This window comes from Chelatococcus composti (assembly GCF_014201415.1).
Classification (GTDB): Bacteria; Pseudomonadota; Alphaproteobacteria; order Rhizobiales; family Beijerinckiaceae; genus Chelatococcus_A; species Chelatococcus_A composti.
On the sequence record NZ_JACHEH010000005.1, the window covers coordinates 226,773 to 246,484 of the forward strand.

Sequence of the window (19,712 nt, forward strand, 5' to 3'; positions counted from 1 at the left end):
CATGGATGTCGCTGCGGCGGACCTACCGGAACGGGAACTCTACAAGCTGCTCGTCAACACGGTGCTGCCGCGCCCAATCGCGCTCGTCACGAGCTGTGACAGGCAGGGGCGCGCCAATGCGGCGCCGTTCAGCTTCTTCAACGTCTTCAGCCACGCGCCGCCACTGGTCGTCCTCGGCATCGAGGGGCGGGAGGGGCCGGTGCCGGACAAGGACACGCTCCGCAACATCCGCGAGACGGGCAGCTTCGTCGTCAACCTCGTGGACCGGGCGCTCGTGCCGGCGATGACGGTCTGCGCCATCGATTTCCCGCCGGAGGTAGACGAGCTGGCCGTGGCGGGACTCGAGACGCTGCCCTCGCGTGCCGTCGCCGCGCCACGGCTCGCCGCCTCGCCGGTGCAGCTCGAGTGCCGGGAGCGGGTGTGCCTGGGGCTCGGCACACGCCACCGGACGCTTGTCGTGGGCGAGATCGTCCACCTGTGGATCCGCGACGGTCTCGTCGACGAGCGCGGCCATGTCGATGTCGACGCGCTCGACCTCGTCGGGCGGCTGCACGGTGCCGACTGGTACGTGACGACGCGCGACCGCTTCCGTGAGCCCCGCAAGACAATCGCAGACCTTGAGGCACGCGCGCCCGCGCAGCCGGAGAAAAAGCCATGAGCGAACGGTACGGAACCGTCTACGTCATCAATCCCAATTCCAGCGTCTCGGTCACGCAGGGGATCGATGCCGCGGTGGAGCCCCTGCGCAGCGCGGACGGGCCTGCCATCGCCTGCCTGACCCTGGCCGAGGGGCCCGCGGGCGTCCAGTCCCAGCGCGACGTCGACGGCATCGTCGGACCGCTGCTCGCGCGGGCGGCGACCCTGGAAGACCAGGCGGGCGCCTTCGTCATCGCCTGTTTCAGTGATCCGGGCCTCCACTCGCTGCGCGAACAGAGCCGCCGGCCCGTGCTCGGCATTGCCGAATGCGGCGTGCTGACCGCTCTCACGCTTGGCCAGCGTTTCGGCGTCGTCGCCATCCTGCCCACCTCCATTCCGCGGCACCTGCGCTATTTCGGGGCCATGGGTGTGTCGTCGCGCCTCGCCGGCGACCGGGCGATCGGCCTTGGCGTGACGGAGCTTGCCGACGAGGAGCGCACGCTCGCCCGTATGATCGAGGTGGGGCGGGTCCTGCGCGACACGGATGGCGCCGATGTTATGGTCATGGGGTGCGCCGGCATGGCGCGCTTCCGCGACCCGCTGGAGCAGGCGCTCGGCATACCGGTGGTGGAGCCGACCCAGGCTGCGGTAGCGATGGCGATCGGCCGGGTGCGTCTGGGCTGGGCCGGCAAGATCGAGGACAGGGCGTCGGTATGAGCCTCGTCGAGGAACTGGCCGGCATCGTCGGGACCGGCCATGTGCTGACGGCTGCCGATGAGCAGCAGCCCTATGTCACCGACTGGCTCGGGAAGTATCGTGGCAGTGCCCTTGCCGTCGTCAGGCCCGGCTCGACGCAGGAGGTGTGCGCCGTGCTCGCGGCCTGCGACCGCGCCGGGGCCGTCGTCGTGCCGCAGGGCGGACACACGAGCCTGTCGGGTGGCGGGACGCCGGACGGCAGCGGCAAGGCGGTGGTGCTGTCGCTCACGCGGATGAACCGCATCCGCGAGATCGACCCGGTGGGCAACACCATCACGGTCGATGCCGGCTGCGTCCTCGCCCGTGTGCAGGAGGCCGCGCGCCAGGCGGGGCGCCTGTTCCCCCTCAGCCTGGGCGCCGAGGGCAGCTGCACCATCGGCGGCAATCTGGCTGCCAATGCCGGCGGTGTCGCCGTGTTGCGCTACGGCACGATGCGCGAGCTGACGCTCGGCCTCGAGGTGGTGCTGCCGGACGGCCGTCTGTGGGACGGGCTGAAGGCGCTGCGCAAGGACAATTCCGGCTATGCCCTGCGTGATCTGTTCATCGGTTCGGAGGGTACGCTCGGCGTCATCACCGGCGCCGTGCTCAAGCTCTTTCCCGAGCCGCGGGCGAAGGCGACGGCCTTCGTGGCGGTGCCCACGCTCGAGGCGGCACTTGGCCTTCTCTCCATGGTGCGCGAGCGCTGCGGCGACCGTCTGACAGCCTTCGAGTTCATGACAGACGTGTGCCTCGACCTCGTCATGCGGCATATTGCCGATGCGCGCGGGCCGTTCAGCACGATGCCCGCGGCTGCCGTGCTGGTGGAGCTGTCGGACACGGATGGCGAGGCAGCCCTCGGCGAACGGCTCGAGGGGACGCTCGTCGATGCGGTCGGGGCCGGGCTGGCGCAGGATGCGGTTGTCGCCCAGGACGGCACCCAGGCCCGGGCCTTCTGGCGTCTGCGTGAGGGCATTTCGGAAGCCCTGGTGCGCGCCGGCAAGGCCGCCAAGCACGACATCAGCGTGCCCGTCGCGCAGATGGCGGCATTCGTGCGCGAGGCCGAGGCTGCCGTCGAGGAGAGCGCGCCGGGCGCCCGGCCGGTCGTGTTCGGGCATCTCGGCGACGGCAACCTTCACTACAATGTGCTCCGGCCCGAGGCCGCGAGCGAGGAGGCTTTCGCCGCTGCGGTGCCGACGCTCACGCGCCGCGTGCACGAGCTCGTCGTGCGCTATCGCGGCTCGATCAGCGCCGAGCACGGCATCGGCCAGCTGCGCGTCGGCGAGATGCCCGGCTGCAAGACCCCGCTCGAGCTGGAGCTCATGGGCGCGCTGAAGACCCTGTTTGATCCGCAATGGCGCTTCAATCCGGGCAAGCTGCTTCCGCCCGGTCTGGCGGTGCGCCCGCCGCTGCAATGAGAGGAGTTTACGATGGCTTTGTTGGATGAGAGCGCCTCCGGCGTATTCGTGATCGGCGTCACGCCGTTCACCGATGACGGCGCGCTCGACCTCGACAGCACGGATCGTGTCGTCGACTTCTATCTCGAACGCGGTGCCACGGGCCTGACGGTGCTCGGCATGATGGGCGAGGCCCCCAAGCTCACCGCCGAGGAGTCGCGCATCTTCGTGCGTCGTGTCCTGGCCCGCGTGGGCGGGCGGGTGCCGGTCGTCGTCGGCGTGTCGGCGCCCGGCTTCGCGCCGATGCGCGAGCTGGCGGAGACGGTCATGGACGACGGCGCCGCCGGCGTCATGGTGGCGCCGCCGGCCAGCCTGCGCACCGACGACCAGATCTACAACTACTACGAAATGGTGGCCGAGACGCTGGGAGCCGCCACGCCCTTCGTCCTGCAGGACTTTCCGCTGGCGACGGGTGTGCAGATCGCGCCCAGCGTGATCCAGCGCATCGTCAAGGCCATTCCCTCCTGCGTGATGCTGAAGCACGAGGACTGGCCCGGCCTTGCGAAGATCGCGGCCCTCAGGGCTGCGAGCGATCGCGGCGAGATGCGGCGCATCTCGATTCTTGTCGGCAACGGCGGTGTCCTCCTGCCGGAGGAGCTGTCGCGGGGGGCCGACGGCGCGATGACGGGCTTCGCCTATCCGGAAATGATGGTCGATGTCTGGCGGGCGCACGCCGCCGGTGACATCGAGCGGGCGCACGACCTGTTCGACGCCTATCTGCCGCTGGCGCGATACGAGCAGCAGCCGGGCCTCGGTCTCGCCATCCGCAAGTACGTGCTGGCGCGGCGCGGCGCCATCGCCTCGGCGACGCTGCGCAAGCCGGGCGGCAAGTTATCCCAGGCGGATATCGCTGATATTGAACGTCTCATTGCGCGGCAGGAGCGCCGCCTCTCGGAGTTGGGCTGATGGATCTTGGACTGAAGGGCAAGCGGGCGCTGGTGCTCGGGGCGAGCCGTGGACTCGGGGCGGCGATCGCCCGGACGCTGGCGGAGGAGGGCGCGAACGTCGTGGCGGCGGCGCGCAGCGAGGAGAGGATTGCGGCCTGGGCCGGCGTCCTGCCGGCGGAGGTGGCCGGGCGCGTCACGCCGGCGCGGCTCGACCTGGCCGATCTCGCCAGCGTTGAGGCGCTGGCCGAGCGGCTGATCGGGGAGGGCGGCGTCGACATTCTGGTCAACAACTCGGGCGGGCCGCCGCCGGCCGAGGCGCGCGAGGCCAAGCGCGCCGACTGGCTGGTGCAGTTCGAGGCGATGGCGGCCAACATCTTCCACCTCACGCAGCTTCTGCTGCCGGGCATGGCGGCGAAGAAGTGGGGACGCATCATCACCATCGCCTCGTCGGGCGTGGAACAGCCGATCCCGCGGCTTGCGCTGTCGAACGGCATCCGCTCTGCGGTGGTGGGCTGGTCGAAGACTCTGGCCAATGAGGTCGCGGGTCAGGGGATCACGGTGAACGTGGTGCTGCCCGGCCGTATCGAGACGGAGCGCGTGGCGGAGCTGGACGTGGCCAATGCGCAGCGCCAGGGCAAGAGCGTGGAGGAGGTTGCGGAGGCGTCGAAAGCGTCGATCCCGGCGGGCCGCTATGGCCGTCCGCAGGAGTTCGCGGACGTTGTGGCCTTCCTCGCGAGCGAGCGTGCCTCCTACGTCACCGGCGCCAGGATCCGCATCGACGGCGGCCTCACCCGCAGCATCTGAGCTGTGGTCTACGCCCGCCTCTCGTGCGGCACCAGGGTTCGTGGAGCGGCACGGCTGGCCGCCGTCCGCTCCACGAGCGCCTCGATCAGCCTCATCCGGCGCGGCAGGCACTGCTCGAGGGAGAAGCGCGCCGCCACCGTGGCGCGCGCAGCAGCCCTCAGCGGCGCGAGGCTCCGGCCGCGCGCCAGTGCGGCGAGGACGGTCTCGGCCAGTGCCTCCTCATCGAAGAAATCGACCAGCAGCCCGTTGCGCCCGTGGGCAAGCACCTCCTGCACCGGCGCCGTGGCCGAGCCGATGACGAGGCAGCCGCAGGCCATCGCCTCCAGGACGGACCACGAGAGGACGAACGGATAGGTGAGATAGACGTGCGCCGCCGAGATCTGGAACAGGCGCACGAGCGCCGCATGGGGAATGCGCCCGAGGAAGACAACGCGTTCGGGGGGCAGCCCCGTCTCCTCCATCATCGCCTCGCGCCAGGGGCGGCCGTCGTCCCGTGCCCTGCCATAGCTGATGCCGTCGCCGCCGGCGATGACGAAGAGCGCCGTGGGATGGCGTGCGGCGACATGCGCGGCGGCGCGCATGAACTGGGGAAAGCCCCGGTAGGGCTCCAGATCCCGTGCCACAAAGGTCACCACCGGGTCGCCCTCGGCGATCACGCGCCCGTCGGGCAGGCGCATGCGCGCGCCGGACAGCGGGCGGCAGAGTGATGTGTCGATGCCGTCGTGGCAGACGGCGATGCGCCGGCGCAGGTCGGCGGGATACAGGTGGCGCTGCCAGCGCGTGGGGCTGAGGCCGGCCTCGATGGCCTCCATGGTCAGGAGCTGGGCAGCGTTGCGCATGCGCAGGCGCATGCGGTCGTCCAGCGTGGGCCCGTCGTGCGGCGCAAAGCCGACATCGGCGCCCTCGCTGCGATAGAAGAACTCGCAATAGCCGAGCATCGGTGTCTGGGGCAGCACGTCCTTGGCGAACAGCAGGCCGCCCCAGCCGATGTGGCCGATGACGACCGCGGGCGGTCCACTGCGCTGGCGCAGGTTGTCGAGCACCGCCGCCACCTGCGTGCCCGTGCGCACGTGCAGGTCCGTCGCGAGAAGGTGTGGGTGCGGCGTCGCGGCCCGCCGTCCCTCGGTCATGTAGCGCACGATGGAGATGTGCGAGGGGCGCTGGTCGGCCCGCTCGCAGACGAAGGTGATGTCCCACCCCCCGGCGGCCATATGGTGGACGAGGTGGCCGAACTGTCCCGGGAAGTGCCGGTGGACGAAGATGGCCCGCATCGGCCGTCAGGCGATGCGCGCTTCGCCCGACCGCAGGGCATCGGTCCAGGTGTGCTCGATCCGGCGCAGGGTGCGGAAGGTGACCTCGAGCTCGCGTAGCTCCGTATCGTCCCTGACCACCAGCCGGTGGTAGCCCTCGTCGACGCTGCGCACCAGCTCGCAGAGCCGGCGCCCCTTTTCCGACAGGCGGATGCGGGCGGACCGCCGGTCGCGCGGGGAGGCGCTGCGCTCGACGTAGCCGGCTTCGACCAGGCGCTTCAGATTGTAGGAGGCGTTCGAGCCCAGGTAGTACCCCCGATCGATGAGATCGCGCACCGACAGGTCGTCCGGGCCGATGGTGAACAGCATCATCACTTGCGCAGGGCTGAGGTCGTCGGCTCCGATTCGCATCAGGTCGACGCGAAACAGGTCGAGATACCGCCGGTGCAGTCGCTCGATGCAGCGCACCAGCTCGAGGTGCGCCACCGAGCCGGTCTCACCCGGCTCCTCGCGAGGCGCCGGCCCGGGAAAATAGGCCTGGTGCCCGTTGGTCGGCATGGCTGTCAGAGCGTCCATCTCATTGGCAGATTTGTGTTCCATGCTGAATCCCGTCGTATCGCCGCAGCTTTAGATCGAATTTCGAACTATCCTTGCAGCGTTTTCCCAGTTTTTTAGACCTATCCGTGCGAAGTACCGGCGGCCTTTATATCTTTATAAGATTACAATGCATGCGATTCTTCCGCGACGGCAAAGTCTTCCTAGCGAAGAGGCACGCATCGACACATTCTTGCACGAATTTTCGGGCAAAAGTGAGGGATGGCCGAAGCTCATTCGTCCGGAGCCGTACACGCATGAAAAACAGCACGGGGCCGACCAGCGCCGCGGACCTCATCCACCACGGGCAGAAGACGTTCTTCGTTGGCCTCGTCTATGCCGGCATCCTCAGCGGCATCATCAACATGCTGCAGCTCATCGTGCCGCTGTTCATGCTGCAAGTGCATGACCGGGTGGTGAACAGCCAGAGCCTCGACACGCTCGTGATGCTCATGATCATCGCGGGCATCGGGCTCGTCCTCTTCGGCGTCCTCGACTACGTCCGCGCCCTGACCTTCCAGGTGATGGGCGGGGCGCTGGTGCGCCGGCTCAACCTGCCGGTGCTGCAGGCGGCCATCTCTGCCTCCGTGGGCCGGGGCGGCGTGCGCGCCAGCCAGGCGATTCGCGATCTCAATGACCTGCGCGCCTTCCTCACCGGCAGCGCCATCGGCGTGCCGCTCGAGGTCATCTGGTGCCCCATCTTCCTCGCCGTGCTGTTCGCGCTGCATCCGCTCTACGGCATCCTCGCCCTCATCTCGGCGGCGATCCTTGTCGTGCTGAGCCTCGTGTCGGACTTCCTCACGCGGCGTGCCTTGAAGCGCGCCAACGAGTCCGCAGTCGAGAGCATCAGCGAGATCAGCGCCAGCCTGCGCCACGCCGAGGCCATCGAGGCGATGGGCATGCTGCCGGCGCTGGCACGGCGCTGGCGCGGCGCCCAGGTCCGGACTCTCGACCTGCTCGACATGGCGGCGCGCCGGGGGCGGGCCATCCATTCTGTCACCCGCACCTGCCGCTACATGATGCAGATCGCCGTCCTGTCGGTCGGGGCGATGCTCGTCATCGAGCAGGAAGTGAGCCCCGGCTCGATGATCGCGGCCAGCATCATCACGGGCCGCCTTCTGCTGCCGCTCGACACCATGGTCGACAGCTGGCGCAGCTGGGTCTTCGCCAACGCGGCCTGGCGGAGGGTGCGCGACCTTCTCGAGCGGCAGACGCCCGTGCGCGACACCACCCCGACCCCGCGCACCGAGGGCGACCTGCTCGTCGACCGGCTCGTCTACGCGCCGCCGGGGTCGGACGTGCCGGTGCTCAAGGGCGTCTCCTTTGCTCTGTCCCCTGGCGAGGTGCTCGGCGTCGTCGGGCCATCTGCGGCGGGCAAGTCGACGCTCGCGCGCCTCCTCGTCGGTGTCTTCAAGCCGACGGCTGGCGGCGTCTATCTCGACGGCCACAACGTGTTTCTGTGGGAGCGCGGCTCCTTCGGCGAGATGGTGGGCTACCTGCCGCAGAACGTGTCGCTGCTCGACGGCACTATCCGCGAGAACATCGCCCGCATGGGCGAGGCCGATCCGCGCCGCGTCCTCGAGGCGGCGCGCCTCGCCGACGTCCACGACATGATCGGGCGCCTGCCGCTCGGTTACGACACGCCGCTCGGCGACGGTGGCTATGCCCTGTCGGGCGGCCAGCGCCAGCGCATCGGCCTCGCCCGTGCCCTCTACGGCGACCCGCGGCTCATCGTGCTCGACGAGCCCAACGCCAATCTCGACGCCGAGGGCGAACAGGCGCTGATGCGGGCCATCGTGGCCGCGAAGCAGCGCGGTGCCATCGTTGTGCTCATTGCGCACCGGCCCTCGATCATGCAGGTCGCGGACAAGCTGCTCGTGCTGCAGGACGGCCGCGTCAGCCAGTTCGGTCCGCGCACGTCGATCGTCGCCAGCATCCATCCGGCCGAGAAGCCGGCGGCCGTCGCGGACGGCGCCGGGCGCGTCACCGCGCTCGCCGGCTCCGGGAGAACAGCATGACGAAGGACATCGAGATTGTTGCGCCGGAGACGCGCCAGGCCGCGCGCCGGCGCGCCAGTGAGCGGCGTCTGGAAGCGGTGCCGACGCAGAACTGGGCCGAGCGCTTCGAGGCGGAAAGCCCGCCGGCGCCCACGCTGCGCGGCCCCGTCACCGCGGGGCTCATCGCCATCGTCCTCGGTCTTGGCGGCTTCGTGGGCTGGGCCTTCTCCGCCCAGCTCGACAGTGCGGCCGTGGCCTCCGCGACCGTCATCGTCGATTCGAAGCGCAAGACGGTGAGCCATCTCGAAGGCGGCATCCTCAAGCAGCTTCTGGTGCATGAGGGCGAGACAGTGAAGGCGGGCCAGCCGCTGGTCCTCCTCGACGATACGCGCGCCCGCGCCGAATACGCTGCCCTCGATGCCAAGCGCATCGGCCTCGAGGCGCGGCTCGTGCGCCTCAGGGCCGAGCAGGCGCGGGCGCAGGAGCTCGTCTTCCCGGAAGCGTTCGAGGCGTCGCCCAACCCGATCGCGCAGGAGGTCATGCGGGCCGAGCGCAACCTGTTCCGGGCGCGGCGGGAGATGTTCGACCGCAAGGTCGACATCCAGCGAAAGACGATCGAGCAGCAGGAGGCGGAGCTCGCCGCCATCCGCGCCCAGACCGAAGCCAACGCGCGCCAGCGGGAGCTGCTGGACAAGGAGCTGAAGGCGATCTCCACCCTTGTCGAGAAAGGGTATGCGCCCCGCCCGCGGCTGACCGAATTGCAGACGCGCGAGAGCGAGCTGGCGGGGCGGGCCGGCGAGCTCGTCGCCCGCAAGGCGAAGGCCGAGCAGGCCAAGGCCTCCGCCGAGCTGGAGATCCTGTCTCTCGAGACCGACTTCCAGCAGCAGGTCGCCGCCGACCTGCAACAGGCCCAGCTCGAGCTCGCCGACACCACCGAGCGTATGCATTCGGCCAGGGACGTGCTGGAGCGGGTCGCGGTGCTCGCGCCAGAGGACGGCATCGTCACCGACATCCGCATGCGCACGCCCGGCGGGGTCATCGGGGCCGGCCAGCCGATCCTCGATCTCGTGCCGGTGCGCGAGCGGCTCGTCGTCGAGGCAAAGGTGAGCCTGCGCGACATCGATTCCGTGCATGAGGGGGCGCCGGTGCGCGTGCGCCTGCTTGCCTACAACAATCGCAGCCAGCCGCCGCTCGACGGCCGCCTCATCTATCTGTCGGCTGACCAACAGATCGATGAGCGCAACCAGGCGGCCTTCTATGTCGCGCGGGCGGAAATCCTGCCGGAGAGCCTCGCGGCCAACCCGTCGGTGCGCCTCTATCCCGGCATGCCGGCGGAGGTCCTGATCATCAACAAGCCGCGGCTCGCCGTGGACTACCTGCTCTCCCCGATCACCGAGAGCTTCAACCGCGCCTTCCGCGAAGAATAGCCGGCATCGCGGCTAGGGTCCCGGAGCTTCGCGAGGCCTGTTTCCCTTGCCTTCCGGCCTTGTCGCGCGGCTTCGTCCGGTCGCCGGACGGGCGACGGCAGTCTGCTGCGACGCACCATTTGGTTCGAATTTCAAAATTATTTGGCGGCAAAGTGCATTTTAAATATATGAAAATGACTTGCAGAACTCGTGACGATATTATGTCAATACAGTAGCCATAGGATGATATATTATTTTATGACTTCACTATCGCATTCAGTGCTCCTATAGTCCGGTCGTCCAACGCGTTGTGCGCTGCACACTGCACCTGAAGACGAGCCGGCAAGGCCGGGCTGGATGTCCGTTCTCCGGCGAACCAACGAAGGAGACAGCTATGGCGACTCTCGAAGGTGGCGCCTTCGACGACACCCTCTTCGGTACGCGAGGCGCAGACGTGATCTGGGGCCACGGCGGCGATGACCTGATCTTCGGCGCCCGTGGTGACGATGCACTGTTCGGCGGCGAGGGTGACGACCGGCTCTTCGGCGGTCAGGGCGACGACGCCCTGTTCGGCGGCGAGGGGGATGACCTCCTGTTCGGCGGCCGCGGCGACGACATCCTCCAGGGTGGCGTCGGTGATGATGTCCTGTTCGGCGGTCAGGGCGATGACATCCTGCAGGGTGGCGCCGGCGACGACGTCCTCGAGGGTGGCCGTGGTGACGACATCCTCCAGGGCGGCGCCGGAGACGACATCCTGCGCGGCGGCCAGGGCGACGATATCCTTCAGGGTGGCGCCGGCGATGACGTTCTCATCGGCGGTCGCGGAGACGACATCCTGCAGGGCGGTGCCGGCGACGACATCCTCCAGGGTGGCGGCGGCAGCGACGTCTTCGTCTTCACTGGCGGCGGCGGCAACGATGTCGTGCTCGACTTCAAGGTCGGCGAAGATGTCCTGCAGATCTCGAAGGACATCAACGGCACGGGCATCGAGTCGGCGGAAGATCTGGTCGACCGCATCCACCAGGCGGGTGCGAACACCGTGGTCGATCTCGGCAACGGCGACACCATTACGCTCGTCAATACGGACGCCGAGAGCGTCCAGCAGAACCCGGGCGACTACTTCACCGTCCACTGACAATAAGGAGGGGCGTCGCGGCCGCTGGCGGCTGCGGCGCCCCCGCCGATGCGGGGTGAATGGATGGCGTTGCTCGATGTCGACGAAAGGGTTGCCGAGGCCGCAGAGACCGGGCAACCGCGAGTCTTTCTCCTCGATCGCGAGGTGCTCCTGCTCGCGTGGGACGTGGCGCAGACGGTCGAGGCCGTGGTGCCGCTGTCCGTCGCGGGTGGCCTGTCCATCGCGCCAACGGCTTCACTGCGCCTGACGCGGGCCGAGGGTGGCACGCGTCTTCTGTGGGCCCTGCGCCGCCCGGGCGGCATGACGCTCAACATTTCCCTGGCCGCGAGCACGCCGGGCGAGCGGGTGGACATCACGGTCGGTGCGCAGGAGGCGGTTGCGCCGGCCGATGCGGCGAGCCTTCTCGGAGGTCTCGACGCCGGGGGCCGCATCGCGCTCCTGTCCGCGCTGCTCAACCTCTGGCCGTCGCTGTTCCGGCTGCGGCGCAGCCGCGCCTATCTCACGCTGCTGCGCTCGCTGCTGCAGACGATGGCCCCCAACCCGCCGGCTGCCGTCGTCCTGGCGCGCGCCGCGGATGATTCCATTCTCGTCGGGACGCTGCTGGCCGCCGGCTTCGGCCGCATCGACGCCGTCCATGCCGTCGGCGAGGCCGGCCTGCACCGGCTTGAGGGCACGCCCCACTGCGCCCCCCTGGGCCGGGACGGCCGCCAGAGCGTCCATCTCCTCGCCGATGCTGCTGCGCTCGCGGGACCGGGTGTCCTCATCGTGTTCGCCGGGCCCGACGGACTCAGCGTGCGCGCGCTGGCCGAGGCGGGCACGCGTCCCCCGTCGATGGTGCGCTGGCTGCGTGAGAAGGCGCAGGGCGCGCCCGGCCTGCGCGAGCATCTGCTGCGCGAGCTTTCGGCGCGCTCCGCGGCGGGACAGGCCATGGCGCTTGAGGCACAGCTGCGCGCGCCCCTGCAGCCGCGGCGCGTCACGGGCGGCGGGGCAACCCCGTCGGCGGAGATCGCCACCGCGCTGGCGACGGCCTCGGGCACGCTCGTCACCGGCTGGTACCGCGACCCGAGCGAACTCGTCGCCGGCATCGAGACGCTGACGGCGGAAGGGCCGCAGGATCTGACGCCGGGCCTTCACCGCTTCCCCGTCGAGATCGACGGGCCGGGGGCGGACATCCGCCTGCGTGCCACTGGCTTCGTGGTACGCGCGCCGGCCTTTCCCGGCGCTGTGCCGTTGCTGCAGCCGCGTTTCCGCCTGCGCCTGAAATCGGGCGCCGTCCACGATCTCGTGCCGTCGCCGCAGCCGGTGGATCCGGCCGAGCGCCGGGCAGCTGCCCTGCGGGCCGTGCCGCCCCAGCACGTGGACGAGACGGTGCTCGCTGGCACCATCGCGCCGGTTGTTGCCCGCCTGCATGCCGAGGCGCGCGAGCGCGTCGGCGCGCCCTCGCCGGTGGCGATCGGACGACCCGTGGAGCGGCCGCGGGTGTCGGTCGTCGTGCCGCTCTACCGCGTGCTCGACTTCCTGCGCTTCCAGATCGCCGCCTTCGCGGCCGATCCCTGGTTCCGCGACCATGCCGAGCTGATCTACGTGCTCGATTCACCCGAGCAGGCCCGCGATGTCGAGCATCTCCTCACCGGGCTGCACCTCGTCTACGCGCTGCCGGTGAAGCTCGTCGTGATGGCGCGCAACGCCGGCTTCGCACGCGCCTGCAACACCGGCGCGGCTGAAGCGCGCGGCGCCGTCCTCGCCATGGTCAATTCCGACGTCGTGCCGACGGCGCCCGGCTGGCTGCCGCAGCTCGCCCGGCGCCTCGACGGACGCCGCGGGATCGGCGCCGTGGGGCCCAAGCTGCTGTTCGAGGATGGCTCGCTGCAGCACGCGGGCATGTACTTCGCGCAGGATCATCGCGGCCGTTGGCTGAACCAGCACTTCTACAAGGGCATGCCGCGCGACTACGCACCCGCCTGCGAGGAGCGCGTCGTGCCGGCCGTCACCGGCGCCTGCCTCGTGCTGACGCGCGCCCTCTTCGACGAGGTCGGCGGCTTCACCGAGGACTACGTGATCGGCGACTACGAGGACAGCGACCTGTGCCTCAAGATCACCGCGCGCGGCCGGCGCATCCTCTACGTGCCGGCCGTCGAGCTCTACCACCTCGAGCGCAGGTCGATGAGGGAGAGCGCCGACTACATGCGCGGCATCGCCTGGCAATACAACTGCGCCCTCCACGCGGCGCGCTGGGGCGACCTCATCACGGACATCATGCAACCCCGCGGCAGCCGCCGGCGCCGGCGGGAGAGGAGCCTTTGCGCATGACAGCCCAGATCGCCCACCGCATCGTCCCGCACGACGCCTCGTCGCTCACCGGCGCCGAGGAGGCGCGCCTGACGTGGCTCATCGAGGCGGTTCAGAGGAACCGCTTCCTGCCTGCGCCGCCGGCGGAGAGCGTCTTCGTGGGCGACGGGGACTACCGTGCCATCGGCGCCGAGTTCCTCGGCCATTTCGTGCGCCTCGGCGGGCTCCGGCCGTCTGACCGGGTGCTCGACATCGGCTGCGGCATCGGCCGCATGGCGGTGCCGCTGACGCAGTATCTCGACAGCGACGCTGTCTACGAGGGCGTCGACCCGGTGGGGGAGGGCATCGCCTGGTGCGCGCAGACGATCACTCCTGTCTATCCCAACTTCCGCTTCTGCCGCCTTGACGTGGCGCACCCGCTCTATAACCCCGGGGGGCCGCTTGCGGGCGAGGACGTGGTGCTGCCCTTCCCGGACGGCAGCTTCGACTTCGCCGCCATGGTGTCGGTGGCGACCCACCTGCCGCTGGCCGAGATCGCCGCCTACATGCGCGAGGTCGCGCGCCTGCTCGCGCCGGGCGGCAGGCTGTTCCTCACCGCCTTCATCGTCACGCCGGGCGACCATGCGCGCGAGGGGGCCCGGCCGCGCTTCCAGCGCGGCGAGGCCGCCGGCACGTGGGTGGCCGATCCCGAGGCGCCGCTCGGCGCCATCGGCTTCGATGCCGGCCTCGTCGAGGGGGCCGTCGAAGCCGCGGGCCTGCGCATCGAGCGGGTGAGTCTCGGCCACTGGCGCGGCACGGAGGCGGCTCACTATCAGGACGTCATCGTGGCGAAGAGCCGGGAGGTGGCGGCATGAGGGTGCTCGTCGTCGCGCACAATCATCCCGACTTCCATCCCGGCGGCACGGAAATCTTCGCGCACGACCTGTTCCTGGGCCTGAAGGAGCGGGGGCACCAGGCCCTGTTCCTCGCCGCCACGAACCGCATCCATCGCGACCCGCGGCCCGGTACGGCCTTCCAGGGGCTGCCCGGTGCCAGCGACGAGGTGGTGCTGTGGAGCGGGCACTTCGACCGCTTCTACATGAGCCAGACCGATACCTACGGCGTCGTGCCGGACCTCAGGAGCCTTGTCGAGAGCTTCCGCCCGAACGTGGTGCACATCCACCACCTTCTGCTCGTCGGCGTCGAGTTCATCGCCCTCGTGCGGCGCCTGCTGCCCGAGACGCGCATCGTCGTGACGCTGCACGACTATTACCCCATCTGCGCGCACGACGGCCTCATGGTGCGCACGAAGGGGCGCGAGCGCTGCGACGGGGCCTCGCCGCACCGCTGCCACGGCTGCTTCCCCGAGATCGGCCCCGACCGCTTCCTGCTGCGGGAGCGACACCTGAAGACGCACTTCTCGCAGGTGGACCTGTTCATCGCGCCGAGCCGCTTCCTGAAGGAACGCTACGTCGCATGGGGGCTGCCGCCCGGCGCGATCGAGGTGGTCGCGAATGGTCGGCCGGCGGCGCCGGCTGCCGCCCATCGCTCCTCCCCCGACGGGCGGCGGCCGGTTTTCGGCTACTTCGGCAACCTCAACCCGTGGAAGGGCGTGACGGTGCTGCTGAAGGCGGCGGCGCAGCTCGCGGACCTCGACGGCTTTTCCCTGCGGCTGCACGGCGGGGCACCGTTCCAGGCCGAGCATTTCGTGGCGCAGGTCGATGCGCTCGCCGCCGCCGGAGAACCGCGGGTGGTGCGGCTCGGTGCCTATCGCCCCGAGGAGCTGCCGGCGCTCATGGCGGCGGTCGACTGGGTGGTCGTGCCTTCCATCTGGTGGGAGAACGCACCGCTCGTCATCCAGGAGGCCTTCCGCCACCGCCGGCCGGTCATCGCCAGCGGCATCGGCGGCATGGCTGAGATGGTGCGCGATGGTGTCGACGGCCTGCTCGTGCGGCCGGACGACCCGGTCGCGCTCGCCGCGGCGATGCGCGAGGCCGTGGAGACGCCGGGCCTCTGGGAGAAGCTCGTGGCCGGCATCGTCGCGCCGCCGGAGATCGGCGAGGTCGCCGACCGGCACATCGCCCTCTACGGCCGCGCCCGCCGCATGGCGGACGCCGCCTGAACGAGGAGGATCTCATGACTGCCCAAGCCACTGCTCAAGCCACGGCTGAGGCAACGGCCGGACGGAGACCGGCCAACGCCCCGGCAGCGCACGCGCCGGCCGAGGCGGCGAGCCCGGCCGCGGACATCAACGGCCGCATGGATGCCATCGAGGGCGCGCGCCTCTTCGGCTGGGTGTGGGATCGCAACCGCCCGCTGGAGCGCCTGCAGGTCCGGGTGCTCATCGCCGGACGCCAGGTGCTGTCGGCTGTCGCCGACAAGCCGCGCGTCGACCTGCGCCGCAACGGCGTCGGCGACGGTGCCCATGCCTTCGAGATCGATCTGCCGGAGTTCGTGCTCGATCATCTCGACAAGCTGTCCATCATCGCGACCTCACCCTCAACAGGCCAGGAGATGGCGCTGCGCATGCCCTCGCAGGACGAGCGGGCGGTCGAGGCGGCGATGAACACGCCCCTCGGCCGGGTGCTCGACCAGCTCGACGTGCTCATCGCCGCCCAGCGCCGCTCGCAGATCATCCAGCGCGAGGCCGCCGAGGCGCTCAGGGCCACGGCCGAGCAGGTGGAGAAGATGTCCTCCAACGAGGAGGGGGTCGGCGCCGCCGTGGAGCTGGTGCGCGCGAGCCAGGCCGAGCTGACGCGCCGCGTGTCGGACATCGAGGTCTTCCTCATGCGTTTCGACCGCACGCTCGCCGATTTCGACGAGCGCATCCGCGAGCTGACGAACACGGCCGACCGGCCCATGCGCCGCGCGGTGACGCTGCTCGGTGCCATCGGCGTCGTGGCGGCGGCTTCGTCCATCGCGGCGTTGCTCGTGCTCGTGGGGAGGATGGGCACCTGAGGGCAGACGCGAAACGCACGATCAGGGAGAGAGGACCAGTGACCGACGAACCCAACCTGCCCATCGACGGCGAGACGGCGCTCGCAGCGCCCATCGGCGAGGAGTTCGTGCTCGTCCTCGGCGTGGCCGATGCCATGCCGCAGACCCTGCAGGTGCTGCTCAACGGCGATCCGGCGATGTGCATGGAGGCGACGGTCGTCTCCTGGCGGCGGCCAGGCGCGCCGGCGGACATCGCGGAGGGCTTCGTGGCGGCCATACCGCTGCAGATCGCCGGACGCCTTCGCCTCGGCTCTGTCGTCATGCGGCGGGCGGGCCGGCCGGTGCGCTTCACGCTGATGCGCCGTGCCCTGCCTCTGCCGGGGCTGCTCCACCTCATGGCGGCCGATGCGGGCGATGCCTTCGCCGATGCCGTCGACGGGCTCATCCAGGCGCTGATGGCAGGTCGCGGCAGCCCGCGGCGGCTCGCGGCGGCGCTCACCATGCTGCAGGTCGCGGCGCGCAACGATGGCTTCGTCGAGGTCATGGGTGCGCTCGACACGGGCGAGGTTTACCTGCAGGGCTGGTCCACGGAGCTGCCGGCGGATGGGACGCGCCTGCTCGTCTCGCACGAGGGCTTCCTCGTCGGTGATTTCGTCGCCGCAACGGTGCCGCGCGAGGACCTGGGCGACAACGGCCGCGGCTTCGTCGGCCTGCTCGATCCGGGCAAGGTGCCCGTCGCGCCCGAGGCCTTCGAGCGCCTTTTCTTCCGCGGCGCGCACGGCTGGCGCTCGCTCGACATCTACGAGCGGCGCGTGCTGCTCGCCTCCACCGATGTGCCGGCCCACATCCGCGACGTGCTGCCTCGGGCCGAGGCCAGCCCCGAGACACTGCTGCGGCTGCGCCGCGCGGCACAGCGCTTCGACGGGCGCGACACGGTCTCGCCGTTGCAGAAGCCGATCCGCCTCGGCATGGATCTTGCGGCAGAGGTGCCGGGCGGCGGCATGCTCGTGTCCGGCTGGATGCTGGACCCCGAGGGGCTGGTCGACAGCATCGCCCTGCGCTGCGGCACAGCGGCGGAGACCATCGGCGGCAGCTGGACGCGCCTGCCGCGGCCGGACGTGACGCACGCCTTCCAGAACGATCCGCTCTTTGCCGGTCGCATCGATCCCACGCGCCACGACCACGGCTTCCTCGCCTTCGTGCCCGGCGTGTCGGCCAGCGACGACTGCCCGGCCTATTTCGAGCTGACGATCGACGCGGACACCATCGCCTTCTATCCGCTCACGGTCGCGCGCGGCCTGTCGCGGCAGGCGCTGGAGCGCCTGATGTCGGCGCTCGACCCGCATACCGCCACCGCCTCGCTCGCCATCGAGCGGCACATCGGGCCGATGCTGCAGGCCATGCAGCGGCCGGCGCCGCGGATCGTGGAGATCCGCGACTTCGGCTTCGACGAGGCGGCGCCGCTGGCACTCGTCGTCGGCGCCGCCGGCGAGGCGGAGGAGGCGGCCGTCGCCCTCTCGCTGCTGGCGCTCGATCCCGAGACGCGCAACGTGCCCATCGTCCTGTCCGTGCCCGTCGGCCATGCCGACCGGGTCGGGGCCGACGCGCAGCGGCTCGCCGGTTTCTACGGGCTCGGCCTGCGGCTCGTGATTGGCGAGGGTATCGAGGACATGTGTGACGCTTTCGAGGCGGCCGTCGGCGCCACGGGCGCCGAGACGCTCGCCTTCCTCTCCGCCTCGGTGCTGCCGCGCGAGGCCGGCTGGCTGTCGCGCATGGAGCGCGCCTACCGGGCCCGTGGCGGCAAGGTGCTGGTCAGCCCCACCATCGTGTTCGAGGACGATTCCATCCGCTTCGCGGGTACGTGGCTGGAGACGGACGGTGGCGAGCGGCGGCTGAGTGACCGCTACATCGGCTATCCGCGCGATGTGGTGCGCAACGCCGAGCCGAGCGATGTCGTGGCCGGCACGGTCGCCTGTTGCCTCCTGCCGCGCGCCGCCATCGAGGCGGTAGGCGGCTTCAACCGCTCCTATCTCGGCCCCACCGAAAAGGGACGCGACCTGTGCCTGCAGCTCAAGCTCGCCGGCACGCCGTCCGTGTGGCTGCCCGAGGTGGAGATGATCGCCGCCGAGGAGAACGCCGGCACCATCGCAACGCCGTGGCAGAAGCTGGCCCAGCGGGCCGACCGCTGGAGCTTCAACCGCCGCTGGACGCTCCTTGTCGCCAACATGCGGGGGTGAAGATGACCGATCATTCGAGAGCCGAACGCCCGATGCCACGGGCCGCCAACCATCCGCTGCGCGTGCTGGTCGTCTCGCACGGCCACCCGAGCTTTTCGCTCGGCGGCGCCGAGATCGCCTCCTACAACCTGCACAAGGGGCTCAACCGCCTCGAGGGTGTCGGCTCGCGCTATCTCGCCCGCGTCGGCCACCCCGTCGCGCGCCACGGCGCCACCGCGCTCCTCAGCCTGCGCCAGAAGCAGGGGGAGATCCTCTACCACGCCGACGAGTACGACCATTTCCTGCTGTCCAACCGCAACACGGAGGAGATCGAGCGCGATTTCCTGCGCGTGGTGCGCGATCTGCGGCCGGACGTGGTGCACTTCCACCACTTCATCGGCCTGGGCCTCGAATGCCTCTATGCCGTGCGCAAGGCGCTGCCCGAGACGCTGATCATCGTCACCTTTCACGAGTTCCTCGCCATCTGCCACCACCACGGGCAGATGGTGAAGACGCACGGCGCCAAGCTCTGCAACCGTGCCTCGCCGGCGGACTGCAACGCCTGTTTCCCTGACATCTCGCCGGCGCGCTTCCTGCGCCGGGAGCATTTCGTGCGCGGCCTGCTCGACGTGGCCGACCATTTCGTCTCGCCGAGCCGCTTCCTCGTGGAGCGCTATGTCGACTGGGGGCTCGACCCCTCGCGCTTCACGGTCATCGAGAACGGGCTCGACATTGCCGAGCCGGTGCCGCCGCGGCCGCTGCCGCCGGGCGGGCGGCGCAGCCGCTTCGCCTATTTCGGCCAGATCACGGCCTTCAAGGGCGTGGACGTGTTGCTCGACGCAGTGGGGCGGATCCCCGAATCCGTCTGGGGCGACGATGCCCAGCTCATGATCTTCGGCGGCAACCTTGAGCGCCAGCCGAGGCCCTTCCAGGAGAAGATCGAGGCGCTCATCGAGCGTGCGGGCCCGCGCGTGCGCTTCTACGGCGCCTACCAGAACAGCGAGATGCCGCGCCTGATGCGCTCCATCGACTGGACGATCGTTCCCTCCATCTGGTGGGAGAACTCGCCCATCGTCATCCAGGAATCCTTTTTCCACGGCCGCCCGCTCATTGCCAGCAACATCGGCGGCATGGCCGAGAAGATCACCGACGGCGTCGACGGCCTGCATTTCCGCGTCGGCTCGTCGGAAGACCTCGTCGACCGGATGGTCGAGGCCCTGACGGACGCGACCCTCTGGGACCGGCTGCGCGCCGGCATCACGCGGCCCATCGACTACGAGGAGTGCGCCCGGCGCCACCTCGATCTCTACAACGCCGTCGCCGCCCGGCGCGCGGCGGCGCGGGCGCCCGTCCCGGTGCCCTCGGCGGCGCGCAGCGCCTGAAACTGTCCGTC

16 protein-coding genes are annotated in these 19,712 nt (G+C 70.0%); 14 read left to right on the plus strand and 2 right to left on the minus strand.

All coding sequences use genetic code 11. The annotated features are described in order from the left end of the window. Position 1: 1 nt before the first annotated feature. Genes HNQ73_RS12355 through HNQ73_RS12375 form a run of 5 tightly spaced genes read left to right on the plus strand, consistent with a single transcriptional unit; the run spans position 2 to position 4,516 of the window. The gene (locus HNQ73_RS12355; RefSeq protein ID WP_183335172.1) at positions 2 to 658 is read left to right on the plus strand and encodes a flavin reductase family protein; all 657 of its coding nucleotides are present in this window, start codon (positions 2 to 4) and stop codon (positions 656 to 658) included. Then, positions 655 to 1,353, plus strand: coding sequence for an aspartate/glutamate racemase family protein (locus HNQ73_RS12360; protein ID WP_183335173.1), 699 nt, complete (start codon positions 655 to 657; stop codon positions 1,351 to 1,353). Before HNQ73_RS12355 ends, HNQ73_RS12360 begins: the two co-directional genes overlap by 4 nt. Beyond that, entirely contained in the window at positions 1,350 to 2,786 is a 1,437-nt protein-coding gene (locus tag HNQ73_RS12365; RefSeq protein WP_183335174.1) for an FAD-binding oxidoreductase, read from the plus strand. The genes HNQ73_RS12360 and HNQ73_RS12365 overlap by 4 nt, the downstream gene beginning before the upstream one ends. A 12-nt stretch (positions 2,787 to 2,798) precedes the next feature. Continuing rightward, complete coding sequence (locus HNQ73_RS12370; RefSeq protein WP_183335175.1) at positions 2,799 to 3,731, plus strand: dihydrodipicolinate synthase family protein; 933 nt, start codon at positions 2,799 to 2,801, stop codon at positions 3,729 to 3,731. Next, the gene (locus HNQ73_RS12375; RefSeq protein ID WP_183335176.1) at positions 3,731 to 4,516 is read left to right on the plus strand and encodes an SDR family oxidoreductase; all 786 of its coding nucleotides are present in this window, start codon (positions 3,731 to 3,733) and stop codon (positions 4,514 to 4,516) included. Before HNQ73_RS12370 ends, HNQ73_RS12375 begins: the two co-directional genes overlap by 1 nt. An 8-nt stretch (positions 4,517 to 4,524) precedes the next feature. Here the strand turns inward: HNQ73_RS12375 and HNQ73_RS12380 are convergent, their stop codons facing one another. Both HNQ73_RS12380 and HNQ73_RS12385 read right to left on the minus strand, forming a co-directional pair. Further along, positions 4,525 to 5,787: a glycosyltransferase gene (locus HNQ73_RS12380; RefSeq protein WP_183335177.1), complete on the minus strand. Its 1,263-nt coding sequence runs from the start codon at positions 5,785 to 5,787 to the stop codon at positions 4,525 to 4,527. Positions 5,788 to 5,793: 6 nt separating this feature from the next. Next, on the minus strand, positions 5,794 to 6,366 hold the full coding sequence (locus tag HNQ73_RS12385; protein WP_244650153.1) for a MarR family transcriptional regulator: 573 nt from the start codon (positions 6,364 to 6,366) through the stop codon (positions 5,794 to 5,796). A 251-nt stretch (positions 6,367 to 6,617) separates the two neighbouring features. On the opposite strand from HNQ73_RS12385, the gene HNQ73_RS12390 reads away from it, so the two are divergent. The 9 genes from HNQ73_RS12390 (at position 6,618) to HNQ73_RS12430 (ending at position 19,701) form a co-directional block, all read left to right on the plus strand. Further along, entirely contained in the window at positions 6,618 to 8,378 is a 1,761-nt protein-coding gene (locus HNQ73_RS12390) for a type I secretion system permease/ATPase (RefSeq protein WP_183335178.1), read from the plus strand. Then, positions 8,375 to 9,784, plus strand: coding sequence for an HlyD family type I secretion periplasmic adaptor subunit (locus HNQ73_RS12395; RefSeq protein ID WP_183335179.1), 1,410 nt, complete (start codon positions 8,375 to 8,377; stop codon positions 9,782 to 9,784). The genes HNQ73_RS12390 and HNQ73_RS12395 overlap by 4 nt, the downstream gene beginning before the upstream one ends. Positions 9,785 to 10,157: 373 nt before the next feature. Beyond that, complete coding sequence (locus tag HNQ73_RS12400) at positions 10,158 to 10,898, plus strand: calcium-binding protein (protein ID WP_183335180.1); 741 nt, start codon at positions 10,158 to 10,160, stop codon at positions 10,896 to 10,898. Positions 10,899 to 10,961: 63 nt separating this feature from the next. Then, complete coding sequence (locus HNQ73_RS12405; protein ID WP_183335181.1) at positions 10,962 to 13,208, plus strand: glycosyltransferase; 2,247 nt, start codon at positions 10,962 to 10,964, stop codon at positions 13,206 to 13,208. After that, positions 13,205 to 14,041 carry a class I SAM-dependent methyltransferase gene (locus tag HNQ73_RS12410; RefSeq protein WP_183335182.1) on the plus strand — a complete coding sequence of 279 codons (837 nt, stop codon included), beginning with the start codon at positions 13,205 to 13,207 and terminating at the stop codon, positions 14,039 to 14,041. The genes HNQ73_RS12405 and HNQ73_RS12410 overlap by 4 nt, the downstream gene beginning before the upstream one ends. Next, entirely contained in the window at positions 14,038 to 15,288 is a 1,251-nt protein-coding gene (locus tag HNQ73_RS12415; protein WP_183335183.1) for a glycosyltransferase family 4 protein, read from the plus strand. Before HNQ73_RS12410 ends, HNQ73_RS12415 begins: the two co-directional genes overlap by 4 nt. Before the next feature lie 14 nt (positions 15,289 to 15,302). After that, positions 15,303 to 16,124, plus strand: a complete 822-nt coding sequence (locus HNQ73_RS12420; protein ID WP_183335184.1) for a hypothetical protein — start codon at positions 15,303 to 15,305, stop codon at positions 16,122 to 16,124. A 38-nt stretch (positions 16,125 to 16,162) separates the two neighbouring features. After that, positions 16,163 to 18,340 carry a glycosyltransferase family 2 protein gene (locus HNQ73_RS12425; RefSeq protein WP_183335185.1) on the plus strand — a complete coding sequence of 726 codons (2,178 nt, stop codon included), beginning with the start codon at positions 16,163 to 16,165 and terminating at the stop codon, positions 18,338 to 18,340. A 2-nt stretch (positions 18,341 to 18,342) separates the two neighbouring features. After that, positions 18,343 to 19,701 (plus strand): glycosyltransferase family 4 protein, encoded by a 1,359-nt coding sequence (locus HNQ73_RS12430; protein ID WP_244650155.1) that lies wholly within the window; start codon positions 18,343 to 18,345, stop codon positions 19,699 to 19,701. Positions 19,702 to 19,712 lie beyond the last annotated feature (11 nt).

Excerpts from the sequence above, each read along its gene's own strand:
- HNQ73_RS12355 (WP_183335172.1), top strand. The coding sequence starts at position 2 with ATGGATGTCGCTGCGGCGGACCTACCGGAACGGGAACTCTACAAGCTG.
- HNQ73_RS12360 (WP_183335173.1), top strand. The coding sequence starts at position 655 with ATGAGCGAACGGTACGGAACCGTCTACGTCATCAATCCCAATTCCAGC.
- HNQ73_RS12365 (WP_183335174.1), top strand. The coding sequence starts at position 1,350 with ATGAGCCTCGTCGAGGAACTGGCCGGCATCGTCGGGACCGGCCATGTG.
- HNQ73_RS12370 (WP_183335175.1), top strand. The coding sequence starts at position 2,799 with ATGGCTTTGTTGGATGAGAGCGCCTCCGGCGTATTCGTGATCGGCGTC.
- HNQ73_RS12375 (WP_183335176.1), top strand. The coding sequence starts at position 3,731 with ATGGATCTTGGACTGAAGGGCAAGCGGGCGCTGGTGCTCGGGGCGAGC.
- HNQ73_RS12380 (WP_183335177.1), bottom strand. The coding sequence starts at position 5,787 with ATGCGGGCCATCTTCGTCCACCGGCACTTCCCGGGACAGTTCGGCCAC.
- HNQ73_RS12385 (WP_244650153.1), bottom strand. The coding sequence starts at position 6,366 with ATGGAACACAAATCTGCCAATGAGATGGACGCTCTGACAGCCATGCCG.
- HNQ73_RS12390 (WP_183335178.1), top strand. The coding sequence starts at position 6,618 with ATGAAAAACAGCACGGGGCCGACCAGCGCCGCGGACCTCATCCACCAC.
- HNQ73_RS12395 (WP_183335179.1), top strand. The coding sequence starts at position 8,375 with ATGACGAAGGACATCGAGATTGTTGCGCCGGAGACGCGCCAGGCCGCG.
- HNQ73_RS12400 (WP_183335180.1), top strand. The coding sequence starts at position 10,158 with ATGGCGACTCTCGAAGGTGGCGCCTTCGACGACACCCTCTTCGGTACG.
- HNQ73_RS12405 (WP_183335181.1), top strand. The coding sequence starts at position 10,962 with ATGGCGTTGCTCGATGTCGACGAAAGGGTTGCCGAGGCCGCAGAGACC.
- HNQ73_RS12410 (WP_183335182.1), top strand. The coding sequence starts at position 13,205 with ATGACAGCCCAGATCGCCCACCGCATCGTCCCGCACGACGCCTCGTCG.
- HNQ73_RS12415 (WP_183335183.1), top strand. The coding sequence starts at position 14,038 with ATGAGGGTGCTCGTCGTCGCGCACAATCATCCCGACTTCCATCCCGGC.
- HNQ73_RS12420 (WP_183335184.1), top strand. The coding sequence starts at position 15,303 with ATGACTGCCCAAGCCACTGCTCAAGCCACGGCTGAGGCAACGGCCGGA.
- HNQ73_RS12430 (WP_244650155.1), top strand. The coding sequence starts at position 18,343 with ATGACCGATCATTCGAGAGCCGAACGCCCGATGCCACGGGCCGCCAAC.